We start from the raw sequence: 16815 nt of genomic DNA on the forward strand, positions 1-16815 counted from the left end.
GGTTATACACATAAAACAACACCCTCGGAAATGCGTAAAACATGCTGTATTATTCCCGCTTGCCTAAAAAGCAGCCCACAAGGCGCGCCTTGGGCCACACGATAAAACACAAAGAGCACTGGAGCTATTTTGAGCCTTTTTAGAACGAAGAATCTGGATGATATGATCGCCAATTCCCGCAAGCCGGGTGGGTTGGCGAAGGTACTTGGTCCATTCGACCTAATCTTGATGGGTATCGGCGCTATCGTCGGTACGGGTATCTTTGTGCTGACCGGCACCGGCGCCGTGACCGCCGGCCCGGCGCTGACGCTGTCGTTCGTGGTGGCCGCCATCGCCTGCGGTTTCGCCGCGCTGTGCTACGCAGAATTTGCCTCCACCGTGCCGGTGGCGGGTTCCATCTACACCTACTCCTATGCCACACTGGGCGAACTGGCCGCCTGGATGATCGGCTGGGACCTGCTGCTGGAATACGGCTTGGCCACATCGGCCGTGTCGGTCGGCTGGTCCGGCTACTTCCAGTCGCTGATTTCCGGTTTCGGCCTGCACCTGCCGGTCGAGCTGACCGCCGCTCCCGGCGCGCTGCCCGGCGTGCATACGCTGATCAACCTGCCGGCGCTGTGCATCATGCTGGTGCTGACCGCGATGCTGAGCATCGGCGTGCGCGAATCGGCGCGCGTCAACAACGTCATGGTGGTCATCAAGATCAGCGTGGTGCTGCTGTTTATCTTCGTCGGCGCGCGCCATGTCACGCCGGCCAACTGGCACCCGTTCATGCCGTACGGCGTCAACGGCATGCTGGGCGCTTCGGCGCTGGTGTTCTTCGCCTTCATCGGTTTCGACGCCGTGACCTCGGCGGCGGAGGAAGTCAAACGTCCGGAGCGCGATCTGCCGATCGGCATCATCGGCTCGCTGGCCGGCTGCACCGTGTTGTACGTAATCGTCTCGGCCATCATGACCGGCATCGTGCCGTACAAGGAATTCCTCGGCATCGACCATCCGGTCACGCTGGCGCTGCAAAAGGCTGGTGAGAACTGGTTCGCCGGGTTCGTCGACCTGGGCGCCATTCTCGGCATGACCACCGTGATCCTGGTGATGGCCTACGGCCAGACCCGCATCATCTACGCCATGTCGCGCGACGGCCTGCTGCCGAAACGCCTGTCGAAGGTCCACCCGCGCTTCCAGACGCCGTTCCTGGCCACCTGGATCGTCGGCATCGTCTTCGGTCTGCTGGCCGCCGTGGTGCCGCTGAACGTGCTGAGTGAGCTGGTCAACATCGGCACGCTGGCCGCCTTCAGCCTGGTGTCGATCGCCGTCGTCATCCTGCGCAAGAAGCGTCCGGACCTGAAACGCGCCTTCCGCTGCCCAGGCGTGCCGGTGATCCCGGCACTGGCCGTGATCTTCTGCGTCACGCTGATGTGCTACCTGAGCTGGGTCACCTGGGTCGCCTTCGGCATCTGGCTTGTGATCGGACTGGTGATCTACTTCGGGTACGCCCGCAAGCACTCGCTGCTGAACTAAACCGCTTCCCCAAACTGCCCGCACCATGCGGGCAGTTTCACATCCAGGGTCTCGCGATGAAAGGCCTTTTCACTGTTCTGCTTCTATTGGTGAGTACCCTTCCGCACAGCGCCAATGCGCAGGCGGACGGCTCTCCCAAGATGCTACAGCAGATCCGACGACGCGGATTGAAGCGCTGTAAGAGCTACTGGCTAGGTGCGGCGAGTGGTTATCTGCTGGGAATCGCGACTGGCTGCCGAAGATGCTGCCGCCATCTCTGCAATGTCCAGCATCTTGAACGAGGAGCAAGAGCATCATGATGCGGCAGAAAATCACACCCCTACTCCGGGAATCTTCGGACGAATGCTAAGCGCAGCCGTATCAGGCTCAACGGAATCGGTAATATGGCTTGGTATGCGACTTTAGGGGGTCAGACACCGCGACCGGCCACGTTGGAAAGCGGACGACTGGAACTAGGGCGATAAGGAACCCTCACCTGACTGATTTGGTCAGATGACACGATGGCAAAGTGGTGTGACAGAAGTCCTGATAATGCGATTCTCCGACTGAAGAAACAATCTACTTTCGCGGAAGCGCATCGCCTATAGTGGAGGCTATTTTCTATCCTCCTATACACCATGAATCTCTGGTTTCGTCTGATATGGATGCTGCTCAAACGCCCGTGGCGTCAGCATGCCGATCCATTTTCCACCACCGTCATACACCTGCGCGTGTGGCCGCTCGACCTGGACTTGAACCGCCACGTCACCAACGGCCGCTACTTCACGCTGGCCGACATCGGCCGCATGGACTATGTGCTGAAGACCGGCGCCTTCCGCACGGCGCTGCGTCACAAGGCCGTGCCTATCGTCGGCGACGCCTGGGGCAAGTTCCGCCGCGAGCTGAAAGTATTTGAATCGTTCGAACTGCACACCCGCATGCTCGGCTGGGACGACAAATGGAGCTTCCTTGAGCACCGCTTCGTCAAGGACGGCCGTGTGGCCGGCGTGGTGGTGATGCGCGGAGTGTTCCGCTCGGCCAAGGGCACCGTGCCCCCGGCCGATATCGTGCGCGATCTCGGCATGCCGGAACAGTCCCCGCCCCTGCCGCAATGGCTGAAGGCGTGGTCGGAGAGCTGCGATGGCATGAGTCTTCAGTTGCGCGAGGAAGAAACTACTTCACGCTGATCTTGCCGGTGCCGGCGTTGTTCAACACCGCCGCCTTCACCGCCGATGCAGCCAGTGGCGTGACGGCATATGGCACCGTCCAACCCACCGCGCCGCTGTAGCTGCACTTGCCCGCCGCGTCCAGCGCGCCGCTGTTCAGCAACGACCCGCTGTCGGTGAACACGCCGGTTTTGCTCGACGAGCCGGGATTGGTGACGATGTGCGCGCAGGTGCTGGCGCCTGCCACTTCAAACGCATTGTTTTGCGAAATGATCTTGGCCAGATAGCCCACACCCACGCTGTAGTGGTGCGGGTAGATGGCGTGCGAGCGGCTGCCTTCGAAGTAGTTGTTGTAGATGTGGACTTTGCCGAACCGTACCCGCGGCGCGCGTTCGCTGACATTGAGGAAGTGGTTGCCGGTGAAGGTCACGGTCAGGTGGCCGTCATCGGTGGTGCGCGAGTCCGACGAACCGATCAGGTTATTTTTCTGATGCAGTTCGAAGCGGTTGTTGGAGATGGTGACGTAGTCGGAGCCGTTCTTCACGTCCAGCGCGCCGTCGTGGCATTGCTTGATGCGGCCTTTTTCAAGCGGCAGCTTATCGTCGGTCATCGGCGCGTCGGTGAAGGCATTGTGGTCAATCCAGACGTTTTTGGAGGCCAGCACAGTGATGCCGTCATACTCCGAATTCCAGTTGCCCGCGCTGCCGTCGTCCGGGTCCCATACCGGCGCGATGTCGCACGGCGCCTGAATGTTCAGGTTGCGTACGATGACGTTCTGCACGCCGTTGATGACGATGTTGGCGTTGACCAGTTTGGTGTCGTTGCCCATGCCGATCAGCGTGGTGTTGCTGCCCAATTTGATTTGCAGGCGCGCTGCCTGGTCGGTGGTGCTGGTGTACGGGCCGCCGTTGTCGGCCGCGGTCGGGTCGATGGTGCCGTACAGTTTGATGATTTTCGGCTTGTCGCCCTGGGCCTTGACGGCAGCGACCAGTTGCGCGGCGGTGCTGACTTTGTAGATGGCCGATGCGGCAGCCGCCGCGCCACCGGTAGTGCCACCGTTCTGGCTCGCCCAGCCGGCGACTGGCGCAGATTCGTAGGTGGCGTCGGCCGGTGCCGGCACTGGCGTTGGAGCAGGCGTTGGCGTTGGCGTTGGCGTCGGTGCAGGCGTTGGCGTTGGCGTTGGCGCCGGGGTTGGCGTCGGAGTTGGCGTCGTCGTCAACGCCCCCACCGCGCACTTCTTGTCCTTGCCCGGATACGGGTCCGAACCAAACGTCGCCACGTTGCAGGCCACGTCGCCAGACAGCGTCTGGATCACCCACTTATCCTTGATGCCATACGAAATCTGCCGCGCGGTGCTGCCCGCCTTGCAGGTACCGCCTTCATCCACGCACTTGGAAAAACCGCTCGGCCAATCGGCCGCCTGCGCGCTACCGGCGAACAGCACGGCAACCGCCGCACCTATCAAAGTCTGCTTCATATGTTAAATCCCCATTTAAATAATTCACAACCATATCAGAATTGAAATTCAATCCTAGCACGCTTGCTGTAGGGCAACATATGAAAAATTTAGCAACTCATATAACAACCAGATCTAGCTCACGCAAAAACGCCGCCGCCTGCGCGTGCGAAATAACCGCGCCCTTGAACAGGCCCACCTCGGTCAGGCGCACGCCCTCGATATTCGTTGCCCGCAGATCCGCGCCCTGGAACTTGGCCAGCTTGAGCACCGCATTCCGCAAACTGCCGCCCTCGAACACCGCCTCGCGGAAGTCGCAACCGGACAGGTAGGCTTCCGAAAAATCCAGCTCCTTCAAAGTCGCCTTCTTGAACGAGAAGCCGCGCATGTCGGCGCCCACCAGCAGGCACTCTTCAAAATGAATGCCGAGGTGCGCCACTTCTTCAAATGATGCGCCGGTCAGTTTGCAGCCATGGAAAGCGGCGGAAGCCAGCTTAGCCCGGCGCCACTTGGCGTTATTCAGATCGCAGCCGTCAAAGCGCGCATCGACCGCGTCGACCGACTCCAGATCCACACCGCCGGCACGGCAGCGTAGCCAGTGCGAACGCGCCAGCTTGCAGGCAAACAGGATGGCGCCAACGAAGGTGCAACGTTCAAATGTACAGCCTTGCAGATCGAGGCGCGACAGATCTTCATCGTCAAAAGTGCAGCTCTCGAAACGGCGCACGCCTTGCGCCAGATAGTCTTCCAGTTCGGCGCGCGACAGCGCCACGCCGCTGACGGCGTTCGTATTCAATTGTTCCATCACTTGAGATTCATAGTTTGTACCGACAGCAGCTTGCACTGGCCTGCCACATTCACATACGTGCGCATAAATTGATACCGGTTGCTACGTGACGTCTGGCCATCCGCATTCCACTGCTCGGTGGTGCTCACGCCGCGCAGCACGACCGTATCGCCCTGGACATGCGCATGCACATCACTGGTGGTGCGCGATTTATAGATCACCGGCTTGGCCAGCCGCGCCAGCAGCGACGGCCGCGTTTCCACGTTTGAGCCGAGGGTATGCACCCAGACATAATCATCGGCCAACAGCGCTTGCAGGAATGCCAGGTCGCCCACGCGCAGCGCCTCTTCATATTGCGCATCGCGCGCAATCAGCGCCTCGACCGGCAGACAAGGCGCGGCGGAAGCCGATGTCGATACCACCAGCGGCAGCAAGGCCGCGACAGAAAGCAGGAGTTTTTTCATGGTGCCGAAGAGTATAACCGCTCCACCGTGCCCTACCCCACAGACTTCTTGAAGAAATACTCTTATTCTGCAAGCCATGAAGAAAAAATACCGCAAGCAGCCGTACGACGTGGCCAACATCCGCCGCCTGCTGGAGCCTGGGCCGGTGGTGCTGGTCAGCTCCGCGTGGCAAGGCAAGACCAACATCATGACCATGGGCTGGCACATGATGATCGGCTTTCAGCCGGCGCTGTTCGGCTGCTATATCGACGAGAGCAACCATAGCTACGACATGGTGGTCAACAGCCGCGAATGCGTGATCAACCTGCCGACCGCCGAGCTGCTGGAACAAGTCATCGGCATCGGCAATTGCAGCGGTGCAGACCAGGACAAATTCTCCCTGTTTGGCCTGACCGCCGCACCGGCCGAAGAAGTCGCTGCGCCATTGATCGCCGAATGCTACGCCAGCTTCGAATGCCGCCTGGCAGACGCCCATCCCAATCCCAATCATCCGCTGTTCGTCTGGGAGGTAGTGCGCGCACACGTCGCCACCACACCCAGGCTACCGAAAACGCTACACTACCGGGGCGACGGTGAATTCATGGTCTCCGGGCGCGAGATCGCCACGCTGGAGCGCTACCCCAACCAGCGCCGCTAACGCCGCCGACGCGGCCGAGGAGACGCCATGAGCACCTACGGATGGTTCCTGCTGATCGGCGCATTGATGCTGGCGCGCGGACTGGCGGCGACGACGATTTCGCGTTCGCCGTTCACCTCCGCGATTGTCTATCTAGCGGTCGGCATGCTGCTCGGCCCCAGTTGCCTTAACCTGTTCCGCTTCGACCCCACCAAGGAATCCGCGCTGCTGGAAATGCTGGCGCAAATTGCGCTGCTGATTTCCCTGTTCTCTGCTGGCGTCAAAATGCCGGTACCGTTCACACTGGCGCGCTGGAACGCGCCGCTGCGCCTCGCCTGGGTGTCGATGACCCTGACGGTCGGCCTGGTGGCGCTGTTCGCCTACTATGTGCTGCATATGCCGGCGGGCGCCGCCATTCTGTTAGGCGGCATCCTTGCGCCCACCGATCCGGTACTGGCCACCGACGTGCAAGTGCGCCACGCCGGCGACAAGGACGAACTGCGCTTCAACCTCACCTGCGAAGCCGGCATGAACGACGGCAGCGCCTTCCCCTTCGTACTGTTGGGTCTCGGCATGCTGCACATAAAGGAGGCCGACGATATCGGCGCGCATCTGCTCCAATGGTTGTCGGTAGACGTGTTGTGGGCCACCGCCGGCGCCCTGCTTATCGGCGGCGCGGCCGGCGCTGCGGTGGCGCGTATCAGTTGGCAGCTGCGCGTGATCAAGCCGCGTCACGAAATCATGGACGACCTGGTGGCGCTGGGATTGATCGCCATCGTTTTCAGCGCCGCCAGCCTGGTCAAGGCCTCCGGCTTCCTGGCGGTGTTTTTCGCCGCCGTTGCACTGCGTCAGACCGAATTGAAACTGGCCGGCGCTCCCAAGGACCGCCACGGCCTGCGCGAACCAGAGCTGGCGAAATCACAGGTAGCCCAGGAGAGCAAGACCAATGACGTGCCGCAGGTGGTCAGCGCGGAGTCGCTGGTATTTAAAGAGCACCTCGAACGCCTGTCCGAACTGACGCTGGTGCTGCTGTTGGGCGGCATGATCTCGCTGCGCGAACTGCCTTACGAAACTATCGGCGTGGCCGCCTTCCTGTTTGTGGTGGCGCGGCCGCTCGCCGTCTACGTTGGACTGATGGGCAGCGGCACCGGCAAACGGATGCGCGCCATGATCGGCTGGTTCGGCGTGCGCGGCATCGGCTCTATCTTCTACCTGGTGTTTGCGATGCAGGCCGGCTTGCCGGCCGCGCTGGCCAAACAGCTGACCGGCATCTCGCTGGGCGTCATCATGCTGTCGATACTGGTGCACGGCTTCAGCGTCAAGCCGCTGATCGACGACGCTAAATAGTCGCCGCGATCGCCGCGCCTACTTCGGTGGTGCTGGCCGTGCCACCCATATCCGGAGTGCGCGGACCGTCGACCAGACAGCGCTCCACAGCCGCCACCATGGCGTCATGCGCCTCGGTATAGCCCAGGAAGTCCAGCATCATAGCGCCGCACCAGATCATGGCAATCGGATTGGCGATGTTCTGGCCATAGATATCCGGCGCCGAACCGTGCACCGGCTCAAACAGCGACGGGAAGCTGCGCTCCGGATTCAGGTTGGCCGATGGCGCAATGCCGATGGTGCCCGCGCATGCTGGCCCCAGGTCGGACAGGATATCGCCGAACAGGTTGGACGCCACCACCACGTCAAAGCGCTCCGGCGACAGCACGAAGCGCGCAGCCAGGATATCGATGTGGTACTTGTCATGCCGGACTTCCGGAAAGCTCGTGCCCATCGCGTCCACCCGCTCGTCCCAGTACGGCATGCTGATCGAAATGCCGTTGGACTTGGTGGCGGAAGTCAGGTGCTTCTTCGGCCGCTTCTGCGCCAGTTCAAACGCAAACTTCAGCACGCGGTCTACGCCGGTGCGGGTGAAGATGGCTTCCTGCAGCACGAACTCGCGGTCGGTGCCCTCAAACATGCGGCCGCCGACACTGGAATATTCGCCTTCCGTATTCTCGCGGACGATCATCATATCGATATCGCCCGGCTGCTTGTTCGCGAGCGGGCAAGGCACGCCGGGCAGCAGCCGAACCGGTCGCAGATTGATGTACTGGTCGAACTGGCGGCGGAACTTCAGCAGCGATCCCCACAGCGACACGTGGTCCGGCACCGTGTCCGGCCAGCCGACCGCGCCGAAGAACAGCGCGTCGTAGCCGTCCAGTTGTTCCTTCCAGTCGTCCGGCATCATCTTGCCGTGCTTCAGATAGTAATCGCAGCTCGGCCACTCAAAGCTGGTCCACTCGATGCCGATGTTGAAGCGCTTCGCTGCCGCGTCCACCGCGCGTATCCCCTCCGGCATCACTTCCTTGCCGATGCCGTCGCCCGCCAGCACGGCGATTTTATGTACTTTCATGTCTGCTCTCCTTCATGGAAAGCCACAGCATAAACCGGTTTTCGTCGTTTATAATTAGCTGAAATGTAAAGCCATGGAACACATATCGTGGATAATCGTATCGACAACGAAGACTTGCGCGTGTTTGCGACGGCGGCGCGCAAGGCCAGCTTTGCGGCGGCGGCCGAGGAACTGGGCATGTCGCCGGCCTACGTCAGCAAGCGTATCGGCATCCTGGAGGAGATGCTGGGCGTGAAGCTGTTCCACCGCACCACGCGCCGCGTGATCGTCAGCGAAGACGGTGAGCGAGTATATGCACACGCCATGACCATCCTGGAAAACCTCGACAGCCTGCTGCACGAAATGGCCGAACGGCGCGACGTGCCGCGTGGCCTGCTGCGCATCAGCAGCAGCTTTGGCTTCGGCCGCAACGTGGTGGCGCCGGTGGTGGCGCGGTTGGTGGCGGAGCATCCGTCGCTGCAAGTGCGGTTTGAAGTGTTCGACCGCCTGGTCGATATCGTGGCCGAGGGCTTTGACCTCGACATTCGCGTCGGCGACGAAATCGCACCGCATCTCATCGCCCGCAAGCTGATGGCGAATCACCGCATCCTGTGCGCTTCGCCGTCCTACCTGAAGCGACATGGCACGCCGCGCAGCCTGCAGGAGCTGGCGGGCCACAACTGCCTGGCCATCAAGGAACGCGACCTGCCGTTTGGCGTGTGGACGCTGCACAGCGGCGGCACGGAAGAAAAAGTGAAAGTCACCGGGTCGCTGTCATCCAATCACGGCGAAATCGCGCTGCAGTGGGCGGTGGCCGGCGCCGGCATCGTGCTGCGTTCGCACTGGGACGCGCAACCGCACCTGGCCAGCGGGGAACTGGTGCAGGTGCTGCCGCAGTACACGCAGAGCGCCAACGTGTGGGCGGTCTACCCGCAACGGCTTGCGGGCTCCGCCAAAGTGCGCGTGTGCGTCGAGTTCATGGAACAGCAACTCGCTCGGCGATAACACCATACGCCAAGCCGCCATAATGCTACCGCATCAATTTATCAGGCGTTATCGGCGTGCTGCGTACGCGCTTGCCGGTGGCGTGATAAATGGCGTTGGATACCGCCGCCGCCACGCCAACCAGGCCAATCTCACCCACACCTTTGGCGCCGATGCGGCTGACGATGCGGTCGTCCTCCTGCACGAAGATAACGTCGATATCATGGATATCCGCGTTGACCGATACGTGGTACTCGCCCAGATTGTGGTTCATGAAGCGGCCAAACCGGTGATCGCAATGGGTCTCTTCATGCAGCGCCTGGCCAATGCCCCACACCACGCCGCCGATAATCTGGCTTTGTGCGGTCTTCGCATTGATGATGCGACCAGCGGCAATGGCACTGACCACCCGCGTGACCCGGACCATGCCGAATTCCGGATCGACGCGCACCTCGCAGAACACTGCCGAATGCGTCGAACGCTGATACTTCATCTGCTTGAGCATATTCGGCAGCATCAGGTATTTTTCTTCCAGCCGCTGTTCGCCGCTGCCGGCCAGGATTTCGGTGATCGGAACGGCCACGCCAGGCTGCGACGATACGCGCAGCGCGCCGCCGGAAAACTCGATATCGTCAAAGCGCGCCTTGGCCAGCGGTGACGAAGGCAGTTTCTTGGCCAGCTTGAATAGCTTCTTCTGCAATTTCTCGCACACGCCCTGCACCGCCGAGCCGACCGTCGCCACATGCGAGGAGCCGCCTTCGATCGGTGCCACTGGCAGCGTCGAATCGCCCAGCTGGAAGCACACTTTCTCCAGCGGCAGCCCCATGGCGTCAGCAGCGATGATGCTCATCGCCGTGTAAGTGCCGGTGCCGATATCGGTGGCGGCGCTGCTGACCACCAGCGAACCATCCGCATGCAGCACGGCGCTGGCGCGCGCGAACATCTGCATCGCGTCCCACATGCCGGTCGCCATACCCCAGCCGATCAACTCGCGGCCTTCGCGCATCGTGCCCGGTTCGAGCGGGCGCTTGTCCCAGCCGAAGCGCTCAGCACCTTGCTGATAGCAGGCGCGCAGCTCCTTGGTGGAATATGGCAGGCCGCGTGAAGGATCCATGTCGGCATAATTCTTTAGCCGCAGCGCCAGCGGATCCATCTTCAGCGCGTAGGACAATTCGTCCATCGCCACTTCCAGCGCATACACGCCGTGAGCAGCGCCTGGCGCGCGCATGTCCATCGGGCTGGCGTGATCCAGGTCGACCAGATGGTAGCCCAGTCGCACATGCTCGCATTGATACAGTTCGCCGGACCAGTTAACCACCACCTCCACGTAATCCTCCATGCGCGAGGTTTCGGCCACCGCTTCGTGAATAATGGAGGTCAGCGTGCCATCCGAATCGGCAGCAAGTCGCACGCGTTGCAAGGTCTCCGGCCGATGGCCAAAGGTGAACATCTGCTGGCGCGTCAGCACCACTCGCACCGAGCGTTCCAGCTTGAGCGCAGCCATCACCGCCAACGGTAGCTGGTATTGCGGACGCAGGCCGGAACCAAACGCGCCGCCCACGTAAGGATTGCGCACCGTGACCTTGTCCTTGGCCAGGCCGAAAACGTGGGACACGTACCAGCGGCTGTTCTGCGAACTTTGCGTCTTGTCGTAGATCGTCAGGTGGCCATCGGCGTCGCGGATCACCGTGCTGGCGAACAGCTCCATCGGATTGTGGTGCTCCACACCGCTGTAATACTCGCCCTCGACTTTGATGGCGGCCTTTTCCCATACCTCATCGGCATGGCCCTTCGGATCGGGTGGCGGCGTGAATCCTGCCTTCATGCGGCTTGGCTTGTAGGAGCGTTCACGGTCTTCAACGAGCGAGGTGGCGTGCGGTTCGACTTCGTAGTCCACCTCCACCAGCCGCGCCGCATAGCGCGCCGCCTCAAACGTCTCGGCCACCACCAGCGCCACCGGCTGGCCGCTGTACGCGATCTTGTCGTCGTACAGAGGGCGGAATGGCGATCCGCCCGGCGCCGTCATGTCCTTGTAGAAGATGTCGAACGATCGGATGCGAGGCCGGTTCAGATGCGTAATTACCTCTACCACGCCGGCCACCGCCAGCGCGGCGTCGGCGCGAATGGCCGTAATGCGGCCACGCGGAATCGTACCGCTGACTACCACGCCGTACAGCAACCCTTCGGCTGGATACTCGGCCGCGTAGCGGGCCTGGCCTGTCACCTTGTCACGTCCATCCACGCGCGACACCGGCATGCCGATGGTGACCGCGCCCGTGCCCTCATCCGCGGTTGGTGTGCGGAGTTCTTCAATCAGCTCTGTCACGTTCGCTCCCTGTATTGTCATAAGTTCCGGCCACGGCCTGTTCAAGCGCGCGCACCACGGCACGGCGCGCCATATCGATTTTGAAGTCGTTTTCACCCTGTCCCTGCGCACCGGACAGCAAGGCATCAGCAGCCGACGCGAAAAGCGTCGCCGATGGCTGCTGCCCGGCCAGCAGCGCTTCCGCCGCCGGCACACGCCAAGGCTTGTGCGCCACGCCGCCCAGCGCAATGCGCGCTTCACGCACCGCACCGTCGTCGCCAATGTCCAGCGCCACCGCCACCGACACCAGCGCAAACGCATACGAGGCGCGGTCTCGGAATTTGAGGTAGGCCGAATGCGCCGCAAATTGCGCAGCGGGCGGCAGCTCGATGTGGGTAATCAGGTCGCCCGGCTCCAGTGTGGTGTCGTGCTCGGGCTGATCACCGGGCAATCGATGAAAGTCGGCAAAGGCAATCTGCCGTTGTCCCGCCGCCGAACTCACATGGACGATGGCGCCCAACGCCGCCAGCGCCACGCACATATCGGACGGATGGACCGCGATGCACTGCGGACTGGCGCCGAGGATCGCATGCTGGCGCGTCAACCCGCCAATGGCGGAGCAGCCGCTGCCCGGCGCGCGCTTGTTGCAGGGCGTCGCCACATCGTAAAAGTAATGGCAGCGCGTGCGCTGCAGCAGGTTGCCGCCGTTGCTGGCCATGTTGCGGATTTGCGGCGAGGCGCCGGCCAGTATCGCCGCCGTCAGCAGCGGATAGTGTTCGCGAACCAGTGGATGATAAGCCGTATCGGCGTTGCGTCCAGTAGCGCCGAGCAGCAAGCCGCCGTCAGCGGTCGGCGCAATATCGCCCAGCGACAGGCCGTTGATGTCGACCAACGCCGCCGGCCGCATGACGAATTCCTTCATCAAGTCGATCAGATTGGTGCCGCCGGCGATAAAGCGCCCGCCGCCACCAGCATGCGCCAACGCCTCGTTAGCGTCGGTGGCGCGGAAATAAGCGATGGGATTCATGCCGGCACCGTGCCAGGCAAATACGGACGATCGGGATTATCTTCGTGCTGCGCCAGCCCCATGACATCGGTAACCGCCGCCACAATGCCCGGATAGGCGCCACATCGGCAGATATTCCCGCTCATTAGCTCGCGCACCTCGGCCACTGTCTTCGCCTCGCCTTCATTCATCAAGCCGACGGCGGAACACAGCTGGCCGGGCGTACAGTAACCGCATTGGAAAGCGTCATGCTCGATGAAGGCCTGCTGCAACGGGTGCAGCTGCGCGCCATCCGCCAGCCCTTCCACCGTAGTGACCTCGCGGCCGTCCTGCATGACGGCCAGCGTCAGGCAGGAATTGATACGTTTGCCGCCGACCAGCACCGTGCAGGCGCCGCATTGGCCATGGTCGCAGCCCTTTTTTGTACCGGTCAAGCCGGCGCGTTCACGCAGGAGGTCGAGCAAGGTCACCCACGCTTCAACGTCAAACTGCCGGGATTCGCCGTTGAGTTGCAGGCGTACGGGATAAGTAGTCATTGGATTCCTTCTTCGTTTTTCAGGATGCCGCGTACATTGGTCACCATCAGGCAAAGCTGTAAGGCGATCAAGGCCCAGGCGTCGTCGTGCCAGCCCCACGCGACCCACAGCGCGTTACTCAGTAGGAAAGCGATAAAGCCCGCCTTGCGCCGCGCCGGAGCACGCGAGCCGACCAGCAGCCCTGCCCCACGGTCACCGCCATGGCGGGCCATTGCAGCAGATCGAGACTCAGGTTCATGGATGCGCAATTATTTGTTAGTGATGACATGCCAGCATCGCCGATCGACTACGTCCAGTATGTACGGCACCTCACCGCCACCGGCCAACGTCTGGCTGAGTGCGTGCACTAACAGACAGCGAGGCGGAGCGCGGCCCATGATGGTTCAAACTTCAGGACAAGCGCATGAAAATCGACCGTCTCCCCTATGCATCCGCGCACACGCTCGGCGAAGCGCTGCTGCGGTTGGACCCGCAACAGTCACCAGGCGCGCAGTTGGCGCAGCTGATTGCCGCCGGCCAGGACCAATTGCCGTTCCCGGCGAGCGGCCTCACGCTGCAGCGTTGGCAATGCCTGGCCAAGGTGGCCCACCATGATCTGACACTGGCCAAGCTGTACGAAAGCCATACCGACGCCCTGGCGATCCTGGCCGAGCTGAGTGGCCCGTCGATCCCCGGCGCATCCTGGGGCGTCTGGTGCGCCGAGCCGCCCGATGCCGTGGTCACGCTAAGCTATGACGGCGCCGGCCAGGCGGTCATCTCCGGCCGCAAGCAGTGGTGCTCCGGCGCCGCCGTGCTCAGTCACGCGCTGGTCAGCTGTCAGGATGTCGATGGCGAACGCTTGTTAGTCGCGGTGGGGCTGCGCGAACGCGGCGTGACGATCACCAATGAAGGCTGGCAGGCGGTCGGGATGGCGGCTACCGCCAGTGTCGACGTACTGTTTGACAGCCTGCCGGCGATCCCGGTTGGCACGCCGGGCGAATATCTGAGCCGTCCCGGCTTCTGGTACGGCGGCGCCGGCGTCGCCGCCTGCTGGTATGGCGCGGCACAGGCGCTGGGCGACTATCTGCACGAAGCCGCGCGCGTCCAGCCCAAACCCGAACCGCATCGGTTGGCACACCTGGGTGAAACCGACATCTCCCTTAGCGCAGCCGCAGCGCTGCTGCGCGCCACCGCTGCTTCCATCGACCGTGCTCCTGGCGCTTATGCAGGCCGCATCGCCATGCGCGCCAGGCTGGCGGTAGAAGCGGCAGCGACAGAAGTGCTGCGCCACGCCACCCGTGCGCTCGGTGCGGGCCCGCTGTGCCGCGATGCCCGCTTTGCGCGGCTGGCGGCCGACCTGCCGGTGTTTCTGCGCCAGAGTCACGCCGAGCGAGATCTCGCCACCCTCGGCAGCCTTCTCAACCAACAGGAGGACACGCCATGGGCGTTATGACCGCGCCTTACGCGCCACAGTCGCCGCAAACGCCACGGGCGCCGCACGAATTCGAGCGGGAGCATCGGCCGCAGGCGCTGCAAACACCACGCGCGCCGCAACCTCGCCAGACCACCGAACGCCACATCGCCGGACGCGGTACGCCGGACGCCGACTGGCAAGCATGGCGCGGTCTGGCCGAACTGCCGCCCATCACCGCAGCCGAACTCGCGCCGACGCAGGGACGCGCCATCATCATCGCGCCGCATCCCGACGACGAAGTGCTGGCCTGCGGCGGCCTGCTGCAACTGCTGCATGCCCAAGGCACGCGCACCGTCCTGCTGGCGGTGACCGACGGCACCGCAAGCCATCCCGGCTCCGGCCTGCTGTCGCCGACCGATCTGGCGCGCCTGCGTCCCCAGGAAACCGCCGCCGCCTTGCAAACGATGGGCCTTGACAACGCCAACGCGCCACAACTATTACGCGCCCGCCTGCCCGATGGACAGGTCCGCGCGCATCTGGAAGAGCTGCACACGCTGCTGCGCCAGCTGCTGCGGCCTGACGACACGGTGTTCGTCACCTGGCGCCAGGACGGCCATCCCGACCATGAAGCATGCGGCCTGGCCGCATCGCTGGCGGCCCGCGCCTGCCGCGCGACGCTGGTGGAAATGCCGGTATGGAGCTGGCATTGGGCCACGCCAGGCGACCCACGTTTGCCGTGGCATCGCGCACGCCGCCTGCAACTGAGCGACGACGTCCTGCGCCGCAAGCAACAAGCCGTCCAGTGCTTCCAGACGCAATTACATGACGATCCGTCCAGCGGGCAGCAGGCGATCCTGCCGCCGCACGTGCTGGCCCGCCTGCTCCATCCCTACGAGATCTACTTCACATGAGTGAACACTTCCAGCAGCTGTACGAGCAAAACAACGATCCCTGGCAGGTTCGCCAGCGCTGGTACGAGCAGCGCAAACGCGCCTTGCTGATGGCCAGCCTGCCGGCGCCGCATTACCACCACGCCTTCGAGCCGGCTTGCGGCAATGGCGAACTGACCGCCGCCCTGGCCCGTCGCGCCGATTGCGTGACCGCCAGCGACCTGTCGCCCGCAGCCGTGGAGCTGACCCGCAAGCGCGTCGCCGGCCTGCCAGCCGGCCGCGTTACGGTCGCGTGCCAGCGCGTGCCGGGAGAATGGCCGGCCGGCGCCGCCTTCGATCTGATTGTCATCAGCGAAATGGCCTACTACCTCAACGACGACGAATTGGATCAGCTGCGTGCGAACTGCGTCAATTCGCTGGCCCTGAGCGGTGCACTGGTGCTGTGCCACTGGCGCCGGCCAATCAACGACGGCAGTCAGAGTGCAGACGCTATCCACGCCTCATTTGACGCCGTCCCGCAACTGAATCGCATCGCCCACCACGAGGAGGCCGACTTCCTGCTGGACGTCTGGTCGCTCGATCCGCGCTCGGTAGCGCAACACGAAGGAGTTACGGCATGATCGGCATCGTCATCCCCGCCCACAATGAAGAACTGTACCTTGACGCCTGCCTGCACGCTGCACGCGCCGCAGCAGCCGCTCCGGCGCTGCACGGCGAAGCAGTCCGCATCACGGTGGCATTGGACAGCTGCACCGACCGCTCGCGCGCCATCGTCGAACGTCACGCCGCCCAATCGGACCTAAGCTGCGTCATCGACTGCCTGTGCGTGGAAGCGCGCAACGTCGGCGTCACCCGGGCCGCCGGCGCGCGCCACATGCTGCGCCACGGTGCGCGCTGGCTGGCCTTCACCGACGCCGATACCCAGGTGTCGCCCAACTGGCTGGTAGCGCAACTGCACCTCAACGTTGACGTGGTATGCGGCACCGTGGCGGTGGACGACTGGTCGCCGCACCGCCACAATGCGGAAGTGCTGCGCCGTCACTTCCACAACAGCTATACCGACGCCGACGGCCACCACCATATCCACGGCGCCAATATGGGCGTGGCGGCCGACGCCTACCTGCGCGCCGGCGGCTTCGAGCCCCTCGCCTGTAGCGAGGACGTGGCGCTGGTGACGGCGCTGGAGCGCTCCGGCGCCCGCTTCGCCTGGAGCGCGGCGCCGCGCGTGACCACCAGCGCGCGCTGCGACGCCAAGGCGCGCGGCGGCTTTGGCGATACGCTGCTACGCTACGCCGAAAGCGCCCGCGCGGCCGCTGCTGCCGGAATCTGACGCGG

The 16815-nt window shown here is 63.1% G+C and carries 17 protein-coding genes; 9 read left to right on the forward strand and 8 right to left on the reverse strand.

Going from position 1 to position 16815, the window contains the following annotated elements; all coding sequences use genetic code 11:
• Positions 1-129 precede the first annotated feature (129 nt).
• Positions 130-1518, forward strand: a complete 1389-nt coding sequence (gene bcaP, locus HH213_RS26430; RefSeq protein ID WP_110848009.1) for a branched-chain amino acid transporter BcaP — start codon at positions 130-132, stop codon at positions 1516-1518.
• Positions 1519-2162: 644 nt separating this feature from the next.
• Positions 2163-2684, forward strand: a complete 522-nt coding sequence (locus tag HH213_RS26435) for a thioesterase family protein (RefSeq protein WP_217363467.1) — start codon at positions 2163-2165, stop codon at positions 2682-2684.
• Here the strand turns inward: HH213_RS26435 and HH213_RS26440 are convergent.
• From HH213_RS26440 to HH213_RS26450, 3 genes are all read right to left on the reverse strand, one after another.
• On the reverse strand, positions 2671-4140 hold the full coding sequence (locus HH213_RS26440) for a pectate lyase family protein (RefSeq protein WP_169114248.1): 1470 nt from the start codon (positions 4138-4140) through the stop codon (positions 2671-2673). The two genes, HH213_RS26435 and HH213_RS26440, sit on opposite strands and share 14 nt — an antisense overlap.
• A gap of 97 nt (positions 4141-4237) precedes the next feature.
• Entirely contained in the window at positions 4238-4924 is a 687-nt protein-coding gene (locus HH213_RS26445) for a pentapeptide repeat-containing protein (protein ID WP_110848013.1), read from the reverse strand.
• Positions 4924-5370 carry a nuclear transport factor 2 family protein gene (locus HH213_RS26450; RefSeq protein WP_169114249.1) on the reverse strand — a complete coding sequence of 149 codons (447 nt, stop codon included), beginning with the start codon at positions 5368-5370 and terminating at the stop codon, positions 4924-4926. The genes HH213_RS26445 and HH213_RS26450 overlap by 1 nt, the downstream gene beginning before the upstream one ends.
• 76 nt (positions 5371-5446) lie before the next feature.
• Between HH213_RS26450 and HH213_RS26455 the strand changes: the two genes are divergently transcribed.
• Positions 5447-6007: a flavin reductase family protein gene (locus tag HH213_RS26455; protein WP_169114250.1), complete on the forward strand. Its 561-nt coding sequence runs from the start codon at positions 5447-5449 to the stop codon at positions 6005-6007.
• 27 nt (positions 6008-6034) lie between these two features.
• Complete coding sequence (locus HH213_RS26460; protein WP_169114251.1) at positions 6035-7333, forward strand: cation:proton antiporter; 1299 nt, start codon at positions 6035-6037, stop codon at positions 7331-7333.
• Here HH213_RS26460 and HH213_RS26465 read toward each other — a convergent pair.
• Positions 7326-8387 carry a tartrate dehydrogenase gene (locus tag HH213_RS26465; RefSeq protein WP_169114252.1) on the reverse strand — a complete coding sequence of 354 codons (1062 nt, stop codon included), beginning with the start codon at positions 8385-8387 and terminating at the stop codon, positions 7326-7328. The genes HH213_RS26460 and HH213_RS26465 overlap by 8 nt on opposite strands.
• An 87-nt stretch (positions 8388-8474) precedes the next feature.
• Here HH213_RS26465 and HH213_RS26470 point away from each other — a divergent pair, with 87 nt between their 5' ends.
• The gene (locus HH213_RS26470) at positions 8475-9371 is read left to right on the forward strand and encodes a LysR substrate-binding domain-containing protein (RefSeq protein ID WP_169114253.1); all 897 of its coding nucleotides are present in this window, start codon (positions 8475-8477) and stop codon (positions 9369-9371) included.
• A 25-nt stretch (positions 9372-9396) separates the two neighbouring features.
• On the opposite strand, the gene HH213_RS26475 is transcribed toward HH213_RS26470, so the two are convergent.
• Genes HH213_RS26475 through HH213_RS26490 form a run of 4 tightly spaced genes read right to left on the reverse strand, consistent with a single transcriptional unit; the run spans position 9397 to position 13409 of the window.
• Positions 9397-11697 carry a xanthine dehydrogenase family protein molybdopterin-binding subunit gene (locus tag HH213_RS26475; protein WP_169114254.1) on the reverse strand — a complete coding sequence of 767 codons (2301 nt, stop codon included), beginning with the start codon at positions 11695-11697 and terminating at the stop codon, positions 9397-9399.
• Positions 11660-12682, reverse strand: coding sequence for an FAD binding domain-containing protein (locus HH213_RS26480; RefSeq protein ID WP_169114255.1), 1023 nt, complete (start codon positions 12680-12682; stop codon positions 11660-11662). The genes HH213_RS26475 and HH213_RS26480 overlap by 38 nt, the downstream gene beginning before the upstream one ends.
• The gene (locus tag HH213_RS26485; protein ID WP_169114256.1) at positions 12679-13197 is read right to left on the reverse strand and encodes a (2Fe-2S)-binding protein; all 519 of its coding nucleotides are present in this window, start codon (positions 13195-13197) and stop codon (positions 12679-12681) included. Before HH213_RS26485 ends, HH213_RS26480 begins: the two co-directional genes overlap by 4 nt.
• Positions 13194-13409: a hypothetical protein gene (locus HH213_RS26490; RefSeq protein ID WP_308494515.1), complete on the reverse strand. Its 216-nt coding sequence runs from the start codon at positions 13407-13409 to the stop codon at positions 13194-13196. The genes HH213_RS26485 and HH213_RS26490 overlap by 4 nt, the downstream gene beginning before the upstream one ends.
• Positions 13410-13600: 191 nt before the next feature.
• On the opposite strand from HH213_RS26490, the gene HH213_RS26495 reads away from it, so the two are divergent.
• The 4 genes from HH213_RS26495 to HH213_RS26510 are packed head-to-tail and all read left to right on the forward strand — an operon-like array spanning position 13601 to position 16810.
• Positions 13601-14629 carry an acyl-CoA dehydrogenase family protein gene (locus HH213_RS26495; protein ID WP_217363468.1) on the forward strand — a complete coding sequence of 343 codons (1029 nt, stop codon included), beginning with the start codon at positions 13601-13603 and terminating at the stop codon, positions 14627-14629.
• Complete coding sequence (locus HH213_RS26500; RefSeq protein ID WP_229263175.1) at positions 14617-15501, forward strand: PIG-L deacetylase family protein; 885 nt, start codon at positions 14617-14619, stop codon at positions 15499-15501. Before HH213_RS26495 ends, HH213_RS26500 begins: the two co-directional genes overlap by 13 nt.
• Positions 15498-16100, forward strand: coding sequence for an SAM-dependent methyltransferase (locus HH213_RS26505; RefSeq protein ID WP_110848024.1), 603 nt, complete (start codon positions 15498-15500; stop codon positions 16098-16100). The genes HH213_RS26500 and HH213_RS26505 overlap by 4 nt, the downstream gene beginning before the upstream one ends.
• Entirely contained in the window at positions 16097-16810 is a 714-nt protein-coding gene (locus HH213_RS26510; RefSeq protein ID WP_169114257.1) for a glycosyltransferase family 2 protein, read from the forward strand. Before HH213_RS26505 ends, HH213_RS26510 begins: the two co-directional genes overlap by 4 nt.
• Positions 16811-16815: the final 5 nt, after the last annotated feature.

The sequence above is a fragment of the Duganella dendranthematis genome (assembly GCF_012849375.1).
In the GTDB taxonomy this organism is placed as follows: domain Bacteria; phylum Pseudomonadota; class Gammaproteobacteria; order Burkholderiales; family Burkholderiaceae_D; genus Rugamonas; species Rugamonas dendranthematis.